Here is a 12,686-nt window from a genome sequence, read left to right on the forward strand (position 1 = left end):
TCCGCGTCCGCACCTACCCCTCCGGTGAGGGAACCCGCGCGGGGCCGGGAGCCGCCCGCACCTCCCCGCCCGGCCGCGGAGCCCGCGTGGGCCGGGGTGTCGTCCGCGTCCGCACCTACCCCTCCGGTGAGGGAACCCGCGCGGGGCCGGGAGCCGCCCGCACCTCCCCGCCCGGCCGCGGAGCCCGCGTGGGCCGGGATGTCGTCCGCGTCCCTGCTTCCCCGCCCGGCCAGGGAATCCGCGTGGGCCGGGGAGCCGTCAGCATTCCTCTCTCCCCGCCCGGCCGCGGAGCCCGCGTGGGCCGGGGTGTCGCCCGCGTCCCTGCCTCCCCGCCCGGCCACGGAATCCGCGTGGGCCGCGGAGCCGTCGGCACCCCCGCGCGCCGGGGTGTCGTCAGCACCCCTCTTGCCGTTCGCCGGGCGGCGTGTGCCCGCGCGGAAGCGGCCGTAGGCGCCGAATGTCTCCTTCGGTGGGGTCTTGCTGGAGGCGCCGAAGCGGCCGAAGTGGCGGGGGTGCTGGGCCGGGGGCCGGGGGTCCTTGGGGCGGAGGGTCAGGGCCACCGTGACCGTGGCGGTCGCCGGGAGCAGGGCCAGCAGGGTGAGGGAGGCCGGGAGGGGCAGTGGGCGGCCCGCGGCCAGGAAGTCCGTGGCCGCGCCGTCGAAGGGCAGGCCCGTCAGATCGCCGCGGAGGTGGAGGAAGACGAGCAGGGCCAGCAGCGAGCCCAGGGTGCAGGACAGGGCCGTGGTCAGCGACGCGATCGCCATCATGCGGGCGGGGCCGAGGCCGACGGCGGACAGGCCGGAGCGCGGCCGGGTGCTCGGGTCGGTGCGGGCGACGGCGAGCGCGAGGTACACGGTGGCGGCCAGCGGCACCACGCACCAGGCCAGCCGCAGCGCGGCGGCGCCCGCGGCCTCGGGGTGGTTCAGGGCGTAGCCGAGGCAGGACAGCAGGAGGAAGCCGGTGCCGGCCGAGGCCGCGGTGACCAGCAGGCGGCGCAGCTGGACGGCGGGCCGGGCGGCGCGGGTCAGACGGAGAGCGAGCACGCGGCCCGGCCTTCCGGTTCGGCGGTGTCCGGCAGCTGGACGGTGTGCACGCGACGGCCGTCGAGCAGGGTCACCGTGCGGTCGGCGAGGGCGGCGGTGTCCGGGTCGTTCGTGGCGAGGACGACCGTGATGCCGTGCGAGCGGGCCGCCGTGGTGAGGGTGCGCAGCACATGGGTGCGGTCGGCGCGGTGCAGCGGGGCCGTCGGCTCGTCGGCGAACAACACGGTCGGGGTCGTGGCCAGCGCCCGGGCGATCGCCACGCGCTGGCGTTCGGCCTGCTGGAGTTCGTGCGGGCGGTTGCGGGCGCGGTCGCCGATGTCGAGGCGTTCCAGCCACTCCAGCGCCGCCACCTTGGCCCGGCGGCGGCCGGAGCCGCGGAGCATGAGGGGGAGCGCGGCGTTCTCCCAGACGTTCAGCTCGGGCACCAGGACCGGCTCGGGGTCGATCCAGCCGAAGCGGTTGCGGCGCAGCCGTTCGCGGGCGATCGGGCCGAGGGTGTGGACAGGCGCGCTGTTGAACCAGACCTCGCCGGTGCGCACCCGCACCAGCCCGGACAGACAGCGCAGCAGGGTCGTCTTGCCGCAGCCGCGCGGCCCGGTGACGGCGAGGATCTCGCCCTCCCGCACACCGAGCGAGACCCCGGCCAGCCCGGGGGAGCCGTCGGGGTGCCTGAAGTGCAGCGAGCGTGCCCAGAGCACGTCGTTGTCCGGCGGGGCCTCCATGGGCGTACACCTCGGTTCTGATCCGTTTCCCCGTGCCTTTTCCTCCGTGTGGGGGAACGAAAGGCTGGGCCGATCGGTCACTGGCACGCTAGGCAGGCGGCGACAGGAGCCCGGACAGCACACGGCCCCGGGCCGCCGTTCTCACTCGAACGGACGGCACCGGGGCCGGGGTCGATCAGCCGGTCGGATGATCAGAGCTTGGTCCACGCCTCCGTGAGGGTGGCCCGCAGGATCTGCTCGATCTCGTCGAAGGTCTCCTGGTTGGAGATCAGCGGCGGGGCGAGCTGGACGACCGGGTCGCCGCGGTCGTCGGCACGGCAGTACAGGCCGTTGTCGAACAGCGCCTTGGAGAGGAAGCCGTACAGGACGCGCTCGGTCTCCTCCTCGTTGAAGGACTCCCGGGTGTTCTTGTCCTTCACCAGCTCGATGCCGTAGAAGAAGCCGTTGCCGCGGACGTCGCCGACGATCGGCAGGTCGTGCAGCTTCTGGAGGGTCTGGAGGAAGGCGCCCTCGTTGTCCAGCACGTGCTGGTTGAGGCCCTCGCGCTCGAACAGGTCGAGGTTGGCGAGGCCGACCGCCGCCGACACCGGGTGGCCGCCGAAGGTGTAGCCGTGCAGGAAGGTGTTGTCGCCCTTGTAGAACGGCTCGGCGAGCCGGTCGGAGATGATGCAGGCGCCGATCGGGGAGTAGCCCGAGGTCATGCCCTTGGCGCAGGTGATCATGTCCGGGACGTAGTCGAACTTGTCGCAGGCGAACATGGTGCCGAGACGGCCGAAGGCGCAGATGACCTCGTCCGACACGAGCAGCACGTCGTACTTGTCGCAGATCTCGCGGACCCGCTGGAAGTAGCCGGGCGGGGGCGGGAAGCAGCCGCCCGCGTTCTGGACGGGCTCCAGGAACACGGCCGCGACGGTGTCGGGGCCCTCGAAGAGGATCTGCTGCTCGATCTGGTCGGCGGCCCAGCGGCCGAAGGCGACCGGGTCGTCACCGAAGATCGGCGCGCGGTAGATGTTGGTGTTCGGCACCTTGTGCGCGCCGGGGACCAGCGGCTCGAAGGGGGCCTTCAGGCCGGGCAGACCGGTGATGGACAGGGCGCCCTGCGGGGTGCCGTGGTAGGCGACCGCACGCGAGATGACCTTGTACTTGGTGGGCTTGCCGACCAGCTTGAAGTACTGCTTGGCGAGCTTCCAGGCCGTCTCGACGGCCTCGCCGCCGCCGGTGGTGAAGAAGACCTTGTTCAGGTCGCCCGGGGCGTAGTCGGCGAGCCGCTCGGCCAGCTCGACGGCCTTGGGGTGGGCGTACGACCACACCGGGAAGAAGGCCAGCTCCTGCGCCTGCTTGAACGCGGTCTCGGCGAGCTCCGTACGGCCGTGACCGGCCTGGACCACGAACAGACCCGCGAGGCCGTCGAGGTACCGCTTGCCCTTGTCGTCGAAGATGTAGGTGCCCTCACCCCGGACGATGGTGGGGACGGGGGACTTCTCGTACGAGGACATGCGGGTGAAGTGCATCCACAGGTGGTCGTACGCGGTGCGGCTGAGGTCCTTGGTGCTCACGGTTATCGGGTCCTCACGGTTATCGGGTTCCCCACATGTAGGTCTGCTTCTTCAGCTTCAGGTAGACGAAGCTTTCGGTGGAGCGCACCCCGGGCAGGGCTCGGATGCGTTTGTTGATGACGTCCAGCAGGTGGTCGTCGTCCTCGCACACGATCTCGGCGAGGATGTCGAACGAGCCCGCGGTCATCACCACGTACTCGACTTCCGACATGTCAGTCAGCGCGTCGGCGATCGACTCGACATCGCCCTCGACGTTGATCCCGACCATCGCCTGCCGGCGGAAGCCCACGGTGAGCGGGTCCGTGACGGCGACGATCTGCATCACGCCCTGGTCCAGCAGCTTCTGCACGCGCTGGCGCACGGCCGCCTCCGACAGGCCGACGGCCTTGCCGATCGCGGCGTACGGCCGGCGGCCGTCCTCCTGGAGCTGCTGAATGATGGCGAGGGACACGGCATCCAGCTGGGGGGTGCCGTTCCTGGACTCGCGGGACGAGTCCCTCTGGTCTGCGCTTCGACTGGCCACGACCTCACTGTGCACGAGGTCTCGACAGTTTTGCAAGCCCCAAGCGATGAAATTCGTTGTTTACGAGATCGAACCTTGCGGATTTCGCAGAACTGGTGGCGATGGGGGTGTTGAAAACGTGGACCGGGCGGCTAGGGTGGGTGTCTCAGTGAGTGGACAGTGTTGAACCAGATCAGGAGGCCGGCAGTGAGCACCGAGCTGCGTCGTCTGCGCAACTACATCGACGGTGAGTTCCGGGACGCCGCCGACGGACGGACCACCGAGGTGGTCAACCCCGCGACGGGCGAGGCGTACGCGACCGCGCCGCTGTCCGGCGAGGCGGATGTGAATGCCGCCATGGAGGCCGCCGCCCGCGCCTTCCCGGCCTGGCGCGACACCACCCCGGCCGAGCGCCAGAAGGCCCTCCTCAAGATCGCCGACGCCTTCGAGGAGCGCGCCGAGGAACTGATCGCGGCCGAGGTGGAGAACACGGGCAAGCCCATCGGGCTCACCCGCTCCGAGGAGATCCCGCCGATGGTCGACCAGATCCGCTTCTTCGCGGGCGCGGCGCGGATGCTGGAGGGCCGCTCGGCCGGCGAGTACATGGAGGGGATGACCTCGATCATCCGCCGTGAGCCGGTCGGCGTCTGCGCGCAGGTCGCGCCGTGGAACTACCCGATGATGATGGCCGTGTGGAAGTTCGCGCCGGCCATCGCCGCGGGCAACACGGTCGTCCTGAAGCCCTCGGACACCACCCCGGCGTCCACGGTCCTGATCGCGGACATCATCGGGTCCATCCTCCCCAAGGGCGTCTTCAACGTCGTCTGCGGCGACCGGGACACCGGCCGTCTGATGGTCGAGCACGACATCCCGGCGATGGCCTCCATCACCGGCTCGGTCCGCGCGGGCATGTCCGTCGCCGAGTCCGCCTCCAAGGACCTCAAGCGGGTCCACCTGGAGCTGGGCGGCAAGGCCCCGGTCGTGGTCTTCGAGGACACCGACATCGACAAGGCCGTCGAGGACATCTCGGTGGCGGGCTTCTTCAACGCCGGCCAGGACTGTACGGCCGCCTGCCGCGTCCTCGTCCACGAGTCCATCCACGACGAGTTCGTGGCCGCGCTGGCGAAGGCCGCGGAGGAGACCAAGACCGGCCGGCCGGACGACGAGGACGTGCTGTACGGCCCGCTCAACAACCCCAACCAGCTCAAGCAGGTCGAGGGCTTCATCGAGCGGCTGCCCGCCCACGCGCGCGTGGAGGCCGGCGGCAAGCGCGTCGGCGACAAGGGCTACTTCTTCGCGCCGACCGTGGTCTCCGGCGTCAAGCAGGACGACGAGATCATCCAGCAGGAGGTCTTCGGCCCGGTCATCACCGTCCAGTCCTTCTCGGACGAGGACCAGGCCGTCGCGTACGCGAACGGCGTCGAGTACGCGCTCGCCTCCTCGGTGTGGACCAAGGACCACGCGCGCGCGATGCGCATGTCCAAGAAGATGGACTTCGGCTGCGTGTGGATCAACACCCACATCCCGCTGGTCGCCGAGATGCCGCACGGCGGCTTCAAGAAGTCCGGCTACGGCAAGGACCTGTCGGCGTACGGCTTCGAGGACTACACGCGCATCAAGCACGTGATGACGTCCCTGGGCGAGTAGCGCTCCGCCGGGGTCGGCCGCTCTTCGGCTGTGGGTGCGCTGCGGCTTGTCGCGTCCGCGTGGCGGAGCCGCATGGCGACACAGCCCCGCGCCCCTGGATCGGCCGTCCCCACCGACACACAAAAGCGCGGTCCCCGGCAGGTTCACCTCCCTGCCGGGGGCCGCGCTGTCTCGTTTCCCCGCGGCGAAGTCCGGCCCCTGCCCGGTCGGTTCGAGCCGTGCCGCCCGCTCCCGGTCCGACTGATCGACAAGGTGTCCGGCAGGCCGGGGCTTGCTCGACGCAGCGTCGATTGTGACTCCGCCGCGGGGAGCGGCATCCTTCCGGGGTGCCCCAGACTCCTTCTCGTACGACCCCGATGTCCCGCCGCTCCCTCCTGCGCGCCCTCGGCGGCACCGCCGCGCTCGGTGCCCTGGCCGGCTGCGGGGTGCCCGCCGCCTATGTCGGGCCCGGCGACCGGGCCGTCGCCGACGAGTCCGTGGCCGACAAGAAGCTGACCTGGGCGAACTGGCCGCTGTACATCGACACCGATGACAATGACCCGAACCGGCGGCCCACCCTGGAGGCGTTCCAGAAGCGCACCGGGATCTCCGTGGACTACGCCGAGGAGATCAACGACAACGACGAGTTCTTCGGCAAGATCAGCCCCGCGCTGATGAACCACCAGTCCACCGGCCGCGATCTGATCGTCGTCAGCGACTGGATGTGCGCGCGGTTCGTCCGGCTCGGCTGGGTGCAGGAGATGGACCGGGCCCGGCAGCCGAACGTGGCGAGGAACCTGGACCCGCTGCTCCGCTCGCCCGCCTTCGACAAGGGCCGCCGCTTCACGGTGCCCTGGCAGTCCGGGATCACCGGCATCGCCTACAACCACCGCAAGCTCGGCCGGGAGATCCGGCGGGTGTCCGACCTGTGGGCGAGCGACCTCAAGGGCCGGGTGACCCTGCTGTCCGGCCTCGACGAGGCGTTCGCGCTGCTGATGCAGGGCAACGGCGTGGACATCACCCGGTGGACCGCCGACGACTTCCACCGGATCTGCGACCAGGTGGAGCGCGAGGTGCGCCGCGGCCAGATCCGCCGCTTCACCGGCAACGACTACACCAAGGACCTGGTCAGCGGGGACGTCCTCGCCTGCCAGGCCTACTCCGGCGATGTCATCCAGCTCCAGGCCGACAACCCCGACATCCGCTTCGTCGTCCCCGAGGAGGGCGCCGAGCTGTGGTCGGACTCCCTGATGATCCCCGACCGGGCCCGCCACAAGGCGGCCGCCGAGCGCCTGATCGACTACTACTACACCCCCGAGGTCGCCGCCCGGCTCGCCGCCTGGGTCAACTACGTCTGCCCGGTGCCGGCCGCCAGGGAGATCCTGGCGGCCGCCAAGGACAAGGACACGGCGGCCCTCGCCGACAACCCGCTCGTCTTCCCCGACTCCACGATGCGTCAGCGCCTCGCGATCGCCCGGGACATCACGTCCACGGAACGCCTGGAGTTCGCCAAGCGCTGGAACCGCATCGTGGGCCTGTGAGCAGCTACCGGGCCAGTGCCGTCGGCCGGTGCAGCCGGGTCAGCTTCCCGGGGTTGGCGACGGCGTGGATCCGGGTGATCCGGCCGTCCGCCACCTCCAGGGTCACCGCGGCCCGCTGACCGTCCGACTCGACCCGGGCCGCCGGGGCGCCGTTGAGCCAGACGGGCGTCACCGTGCGGCCCGGACGCGCGAGGACCGCCGCCACCAGCGCGGCGCCGTGCAGCGGAGCGGGGGCCGCGCTCGCCCGGCCGCCGCCGTCGGCGACGAAGACCACGTCCGGGGCCAGGACGTCCATCAGGTCCTGCACCTTGCCGGTGCGCAACGCGGCCAGGAACCGGTCCACGACCTGCTGCTGCTCCGCGCGGCTCACCCGCGTCCGGGGCCGCCGGGCCGCCACGTGCGTCCGCGCCCGGCGGGCCGTCTGCCGTACCGCGGCCGCGGACCTGCCGACGGCCTCGGCGATCTCGTCGTACGGCATCTCGAAGACCTCGCGGAGCACGAACACCGCCCGTTCCAGGGGCCCGAGGGTCTCCAGGACGGTCAGCATCGCGATCGAGACGCTCTCCGCGAGTTCGATGTCCTCGGCGACATCGGGGCTGGTCAGCAGCGGTTCCGGCAACCACTCGCCGACATAGTCCTCGCGTCTGCGGGACAGCGAGCGCAGCCGGTTGAGCGCCTGCCGGGTGACCACCCGGACCAGATAGGCCCGGGGGTCGCCCACTCGCGCCGGGTCCACGCCGGCCCACCGCAGCCAGGACTCCTGGAGCACGTCCTCCGCGTCGGCCGCGGAGCCGAGCATCTCGTAGGCGACGGTGAACAGCAGGCTGCGATGGGTGACGAAGGGATCCGCCGGTACGTCGGTCATGCCGTCGGGGCCAGCGGGATCGCACAGGGGTCGGAGAAGCCCTGCGAGGTGACGCCGTTGGCGACGTTGGCCCGGGTCGCCAGATTGACGAAGGCGACGAACGCGGTCAGCTCGGCCATCGCCGCGGGGCCGAGCCGCTCCAGCAGGTTCGCGTACTGCTCGTCGGTCACGGTCGGCGGGGTGTTCGTCATGGCCTCGGCGTACTCCATCACATCCCGCTCCAGCGGCGTGAACACGTCCGAGACCCGCCAGCGCGGCACCTGGCTCGCCTTGGTCAGGTCCAGGTTCTCGTTCTGTGCCTGGAAGTAGCCGACGTCCAGGCACCAGCTGCACCCGACCTGCGCCGCGACCGCCATGTGCGCGAACGACTTCAGGCTCGTGTCGGCCGCGCTCCAGGCTCCCACCTTGGCGCCGAACTCCAGGTTGGCCTGGGCGACTTCGGGGGCGTGCCAGGTCACCTCGACATTCTCCGGGACGGCACCCAACTGCTGGAGCATCATCTCCCGCAGCTCGGCGGGAAGCTCGGCCTTCGGAAGGCGTGGCGTCATCGTCTGTCTCCTCATGGCTGGTGCGTCCGACGCGTACGCCATGAAGACACCGCCCGGTCTGCGGATGTGACACACGGGGCAGTGAGCAGGGTGCGCAGATCCACGACCCGGTAGCCGCGGGCGGTGACCCCGTCGAGGATCAGCGGCAGCGCCCGGGCGTCGATCACCTCGCTTCCGCCGTCGGCCGCACCGACATGCATCTCCACGATCGCCCCCGGCCGCAGCGCCTCCCTCACCCGGCCCACCGCGCGGTCCACGGTCATCCCGCCCCCGCTGCCCATCCACCCGTTGGTGTCCTTGGTGAACTCGATGTCGGCGAAGCCGAGTTCGTTGACGTTGTGGATGTGGGCGGGCGTGGTCTCGCTGTAGGGGAAGCGGAAGAACGGGGTCAGCGCCCGGCCGGCCCCGGCCCGGCGCAGCGCGCGGTCCGCCGCCCGCACCTCCCGGGCACCGGCCGCGGCGGACAGGCCGGTGAAGTGGGGGTGGCTGTAGGAGTGGTTGCCGAGCCCGTGTCCCGCCGCCGCGATCCGCCGGACGGCCTCGGGGTGGCGGTCGGCGAAGTCGCCGGTCAGGAAGAAGACGGCCGGGGCGGACCGGCGGGCCAGCTCGCCGAGGACGCGGTCCAGTCCGGCCGTGTTCCAGGCCGCGTTGAAGCTCAGCGCGACGACCCGCTCCCGGGTGCGCAGGACGCGGTTCTCCGAGCCGAACAGGGACCGCAGACAGTCCTCGCCTTCGCCGGAGGCCGCTACCGGACCTGCCGTCACAGCCGTCAGTACGCCGGACAGCGCGGCCGTCACGAGGAGTCGGCGGGAGACAGCGGGGTGGCGCTCGGCGCCCGGGGATCGCGTCGTCATACCGGCACCATCGGACGCCCGTCGCCCTCCCTTGAGCACCCCCGCACCCAGCGTATTGCTGCTCCAGTAGCTTTCCCCGGCTGCATTAGCGTGCCGACACCGCCCGCACCCACCCGGGCGGCCGCCCAGCTGCCGAGCAACCGGAGGTCGTCCATGCCCCGAGAGGCGCCGTACCTGGCCGTGGCCGACGCGCTGCGCGCCCGGATCCTGGCGGGGGAGTGGGAGATCGGGGCGCGTCTGCCGTCCCGGGCGCGGCTCGCCGAGGCGTACGGGGTCGGGCGCAATGTGATGCAGCGGGCCGTGGACCGGCTGATCGGCGAGGGGCTGCTCGAAGGACGCGCGGGCTCCGGGACGTACGTCCGCGTCCCCCGCGAGCGCCTGCGCATAGTGCGCTCCCGCCACCGCGACCGCCCGGGCGGCTACCGCCCCTCCCCGCCCTGCACGGCGGAACGCGGCCGGGCCGGTGCCTGGGACGCGCACAGCCAGGTGCGGGTCCCGGCGCCCGAGGCGATCGCCGAGCGGCTGGCCGTCCGGCCCGGCGACCCGTGCGTCACCACGCACTACGAGTTCCTCGCCGACGGACTGCCCGTCCAGCTGTCCGAGTCCTGGGAACCCCTGGCGATCACGGGCGGCACCCCGGTCGTCCTCCCCGAGAAGGGCCCGCTCGCGGGCAAGGGCGTCGTCGCCCGCATGCGCTCCATCGGCGTCGTGGTGGAAACGGTCGTGGAACTGCCCCGCCCGGCCCGGGCCACCCCCGAGCAGGCGCATCTGCTGGGCATCGCCGTCGGGGACCTGGTGCTCCGGATCGAGCGGATCATCTACGACACCGGCGGCCGGCCGGTGGAGACCGCCGACATCGTGATCCCGGACGCGCGCCGGGAGGTGGTCTATGAGTTCGGCGTCGACACCCTCGCCCTCCCGACTCGGCCTTCTGCGTGACCACCGGGACTTCCGGCGCCTGTTCGCCGCGACGGCCCTCGGCCAGCTCGGCGACCGCGTCCTCTTCCTCGCCCTGCCGCTGGTGGCGGTCGAGGCGCTGCACGCGGGCGCGCTGCGGACCGGGCTGCTGAGTACGGCGACCATGGCGGGCTCGTTGCTGGTCGGCCTCCCGGCCGGCGCCTGGGTGGACCGCCGGCGGAAACGCACCGTCCTGATCGGCGCCGACCTCGTCCGCGCGCTGACCCTGCTGACCGTGCCGGTCGCCTGGGACACCGGCACGCTGACCATGGGACTGCTGTACGCCGTCGCCCTGGTCCACGGCCTGCTGACGGTCCTCTTCGACGTGGCCTACGTCAGTTGGCTGCCGCATCTGGTGGGGCGCCGGAACCTGGTCGAGGCCAACGCGCGGCTCTCCGCCGTCCGCTCGGCGACGAGCATCGGCGGACCGGCGCTGGCGGGGCCCCTGGTCGGCTGGTGCGGGGCGCCGCTCGCGCTGCTGGCGAGTTCGGCGGGGATGGCGCTGTCGGGCCTGCTGGCGACCGCCATCCGCGGACGGGAGGAGAAACCCGGGCCGGGTGAAGAGCAGCGTCGCCGCTTCGGCCGGGAGATCGCGGAAGGGCTCGCCTTCGTCCTCCGGTCGCCCGTGCTGCGGGCGACCATGGCGACGGACGCGGTGTTCAACGTCTTCCTCGCCCTCTACCAGGCCATGCTCGTGATCTTCCTCGCCCGGCAGTTGGGGCTCTCCTCCTTCGGCATCGGCCTGCTGCTGTCGGGGATGGGCTGCGGCGGACTGCTGGGCGCGCTGGTCGCGGGCAGGGTCGCGGCGCGGGTCGGACCGGGCCGCGTGATCGGCCTCGCCCCGCTGCTCACCTGCCCGTCGGCGGCCCTGCTGCCCTGGGCCCGCCCGGGGCACTGGACCCTGTACGCCGCCGGTGCCGGCCTCGCGCTCCTCTCCCTCGGCGGAGTCGTCCGCCTGGTGGCCCAGGCAAGCCTTCAGCAGACCGCCACACCGGACGCCCTCCTGGGCCGTATGAGCGCGACGGCCCGCTTCCTGTCCTGGGGCGGCCTGGCGCTCGGCGCTCTCGCGGGCGGAGCGACCGGGGCCGCCATCGGAACCGCCCCCACGCTCTGGCTCGGCGCAACCGGCATGACGTTGAGCGGACTTCCGGCGCTCCTCGGTCCCGTGCGGGCCCAGGCTCGGCGCAAGAGCCTTTTGAACACGTTCAATTAGGGGCGTACGCTGCCCTCATGAGCGACAGAGCCGCCCTGCTCAAGGGCATTCGCGTCTGGTTGGGCCTCTTCGTCGTGTGCCTCGTCCTCAGCGGGGCCACGGCCTTTCCCCTGGTTCACGAACTGCGCTGGACCGAGAGCGCGTTGCGGGCGTTGTCCGTGCCGGAGCATCTGCCCGGGCTGATGGCGTGGATCACCCGCGTCCGGCAGGGACTCGACTCCGTCGACGCCACGTACCCCTTCGTGCTGTACGGCACGGACTGGCTGGCCTTCGCCCATCTCGTCATCGCGGTCGCCTTCTACGGCGTGTACCGGGACCCCGTCCGCAACATCTGGGTCGTCGAGTTCGGGATGATCGCCTGCGCCGGGATCATCCCGCTCGCCCTCGCCTGCGGACCGATCCGGGGCATCCCCTTCTGGTGGAGCCTGATCGACATGTCCTTCGGGGTGTTCGGTGTGATCCCGCTGTACGTCCTGCGGAAGAAGATCAAGCGGCTGGAGGAGCTCGTCGCGCCGGACCCGGTCGGTGCTGTGGCTGCGTGAGGGCCGCGAGGGCGATCCGCGGCGCAGACTCTAGCCGCCGTTGCGCAGGGCGTGCAGCGCGTCGATGCGGTTGGTGGTGATGGAGTCGACGCCCAGGTCCAGCAGGCGGCGCAGCGAGCGGCGGGTGTCCGGGGTCCAGACGGAGAGGAGATGGCCGTCGCGGTGGACACGGGCCGCGAGGTCGTGGCTCACCAGCGAGAAGCGGTAGTTGAGCCAGCGCGGCCGGATCGCGGCCAGCAGCGCGGGCCGGGGCGGGGCGAGGGTCGTCCAGGTCAGGGCGATCTCGGCGGCCGGGTCGGCGGCCCGCACGGCGAGCATCGCCTCGGCGCCGGCGCAGTAGTAGACCCGCTCCCGCGCCCCGCTCTGCCGGACCACGTCCCTCACCCGGTCCACCACGCGCCGCGAGACCCGTCCGCACAGGTCCACCATCACCCGGCTCTCCCCGGTCGCGGCCAGCGCCTCCGCCAGGGTCGGCACCCCGCCCGCCGTGAGTCCGCGCACCTCCTCGGCGGACAGGGTGGTCAGCGGGCGGTCGATGTCCCACAGCCGCCGGAGGGTCTCGTCGTGCAGCAGCACGGGCACGCCGTCACGGGTGAGCCGTACGTCGATCTCGACCGCGTCCGCGCCCCGGTCGAGCGCGGAACGCAGCGAGGCGACGGTGTTCTCACGGAAGCGGTAGGGGTCGCCGCGATGGGCCACGGCGGTCAGCGTCTGCAT

12 protein-coding genes and 1 pseudogene are annotated in these 12,686 nt (G+C 71.9%); 5 read left to right on the forward strand and 8 right to left on the reverse strand.

From position 1 onward, the window contains the following. From ACZ5CZ_RS01695 to ACZ5CZ_RS01710, 4 genes and pseudogenes are all read right to left on the reverse strand, one after another. A pseudogene (locus ACZ5CZ_RS01695) lies at positions 1–1,043 on the reverse strand (hypothetical protein); the annotation flags it as partial. Further along, positions 1,025–1,765 carry an ABC transporter ATP-binding protein gene (locus ACZ5CZ_RS01700; RefSeq protein WP_385839678.1) on the reverse strand — a complete coding sequence of 247 codons (741 nt, stop codon included), beginning with the start codon at positions 1,763–1,765 and terminating at the stop codon, positions 1,025–1,027. The pseudogene ACZ5CZ_RS01695 and the gene ACZ5CZ_RS01700, both read right to left, overlap by 19 nt. Before the next feature lie 191 nt (positions 1,766–1,956). Next, positions 1,957–3,321 (reverse strand): aspartate aminotransferase family protein, encoded by a 1,365-nt coding sequence (locus tag ACZ5CZ_RS01705; protein WP_385839677.1) that lies wholly within the window; start codon positions 3,319–3,321, stop codon positions 1,957–1,959. A 19-nt stretch (positions 3,322–3,340) separates the two neighbouring features. Next, entirely contained in the window at positions 3,341–3,859 is a 519-nt protein-coding gene (locus ACZ5CZ_RS01710; RefSeq protein WP_039656427.1) for an Lrp/AsnC family transcriptional regulator, read from the reverse strand. A 171-nt stretch (positions 3,860–4,030) separates the two neighbouring features. Between ACZ5CZ_RS01710 and ACZ5CZ_RS01715 the strand changes: the two genes are divergently transcribed. Beyond that, positions 4,031–5,470, forward strand: coding sequence for a gamma-aminobutyraldehyde dehydrogenase (locus ACZ5CZ_RS01715; RefSeq protein ID WP_450784318.1), 1,440 nt, complete (start codon positions 4,031–4,033; stop codon positions 5,468–5,470). 326 nt (positions 5,471–5,796) lie between these two features. Beyond that, a complete protein-coding gene (locus ACZ5CZ_RS01720) occupies positions 5,797–6,990 on the forward strand; it encodes an ABC transporter substrate-binding protein (protein WP_468938252.1) in 1,194 nt (397 codons plus the stop codon). 4 nt (positions 6,991–6,994) lie between these two features. Here the strand turns inward: ACZ5CZ_RS01720 and ACZ5CZ_RS01725 are convergent, their stop codons facing one another. Genes ACZ5CZ_RS01725 through ACZ5CZ_RS01735 form a run of 3 tightly spaced genes read right to left on the reverse strand, consistent with a single transcriptional unit; the run spans position 6,995 to position 9,257 of the window. Beyond that, positions 6,995–7,855, reverse strand: a complete 861-nt coding sequence (locus ACZ5CZ_RS01725) for an RNA polymerase sigma-70 factor (RefSeq protein ID WP_385839673.1) — start codon at positions 7,853–7,855, stop codon at positions 6,995–6,997. Further along, a complete protein-coding gene (locus ACZ5CZ_RS01730) occupies positions 7,852–8,403 on the reverse strand; it encodes a carboxymuconolactone decarboxylase family protein (protein WP_468938256.1) in 552 nt (183 codons plus the stop codon). The genes ACZ5CZ_RS01725 and ACZ5CZ_RS01730 overlap by 4 nt, the downstream gene beginning before the upstream one ends. A gap of 11 nt (positions 8,404–8,414) precedes the next feature. Further along, complete coding sequence (locus ACZ5CZ_RS01735; protein ID WP_468938258.1) at positions 8,415–9,257, reverse strand: polysaccharide deacetylase family protein; 843 nt, start codon at positions 9,255–9,257, stop codon at positions 8,415–8,417. 153 nt (positions 9,258–9,410) lie between these two features. Here ACZ5CZ_RS01735 and ACZ5CZ_RS01740 point away from each other — a divergent pair, with 153 nt between their 5' ends. From ACZ5CZ_RS01740 to ACZ5CZ_RS01750, 3 genes are read left to right on the forward strand one after another with little or no spacing between them, the layout of a single operon-like run. Next, the gene (locus ACZ5CZ_RS01740; RefSeq protein ID WP_468938261.1) at positions 9,411–10,196 is read left to right on the forward strand and encodes a GntR family transcriptional regulator; all 786 of its coding nucleotides are present in this window, start codon (positions 9,411–9,413) and stop codon (positions 10,194–10,196) included. Beyond that, positions 10,147–11,427, forward strand: a complete 1,281-nt coding sequence (locus ACZ5CZ_RS01745) for an MFS transporter (RefSeq protein WP_468938263.1) — start codon at positions 10,147–10,149, stop codon at positions 11,425–11,427. The genes ACZ5CZ_RS01740 and ACZ5CZ_RS01745 overlap by 50 nt, the downstream gene beginning before the upstream one ends. Positions 11,428–11,444: 17 nt before the next feature. Next, positions 11,445–11,969 (forward strand): hypothetical protein, encoded by a 525-nt coding sequence (locus tag ACZ5CZ_RS01750; protein WP_468938266.1) that lies wholly within the window; start codon positions 11,445–11,447, stop codon positions 11,967–11,969. A 30-nt stretch (positions 11,970–11,999) separates the two neighbouring features. Here the strand turns inward: ACZ5CZ_RS01750 and ACZ5CZ_RS01755 are convergent, their stop codons facing one another. Further along, positions 12,000–12,686: a glycerophosphodiester phosphodiesterase gene (locus ACZ5CZ_RS01755; RefSeq protein ID WP_468938268.1), complete on the reverse strand. Its 687-nt coding sequence runs from the start codon at positions 12,684–12,686 to the stop codon at positions 12,000–12,002.

The organism is Streptomyces sp. NPDC031418 (genome assembly GCF_055581605.1).

Bases quoted from the DNA above. Each gene is read 5' to 3' on its own strand.
- ACZ5CZ_RS01740 (WP_468938261.1), top strand. From the start codon at position 9,411: ATGCCCCGAGAGGCGCCGTACCTGGCCGTGGCCGACGCGCTGCGCGCC.
- ACZ5CZ_RS01700 (WP_385839678.1), bottom strand. From the start codon at position 1,765: ATGGAGGCCCCGCCGGACAACGACGTGCTCTGGGCACGCTCGCTGCAC.
- ACZ5CZ_RS01745 (WP_468938263.1), top strand. From the start codon at position 10,147: ATGAGTTCGGCGTCGACACCCTCGCCCTCCCGACTCGGCCTTCTGCGT.
- ACZ5CZ_RS01725 (WP_385839673.1), bottom strand. From the start codon at position 7,855: ATGACCGACGTACCGGCGGATCCCTTCGTCACCCATCGCAGCCTGCTG.
- ACZ5CZ_RS01755 (WP_468938268.1), bottom strand. From the start codon at position 12,686: ATGCAGACGCTGACCGCCGTGGCCCATCGCGGCGACCCCTACCGCTTC.
- ACZ5CZ_RS01750 (WP_468938266.1), top strand. From the start codon at position 11,445: ATGAGCGACAGAGCCGCCCTGCTCAAGGGCATTCGCGTCTGGTTGGGC.
- ACZ5CZ_RS01730 (WP_468938256.1), bottom strand. From the start codon at position 8,403: ATGACGCCACGCCTTCCGAAGGCCGAGCTTCCCGCCGAGCTGCGGGAG.
- ACZ5CZ_RS01735 (WP_468938258.1), bottom strand. From the start codon at position 9,257: ATGACGACGCGATCCCCGGGCGCCGAGCGCCACCCCGCTGTCTCCCGC.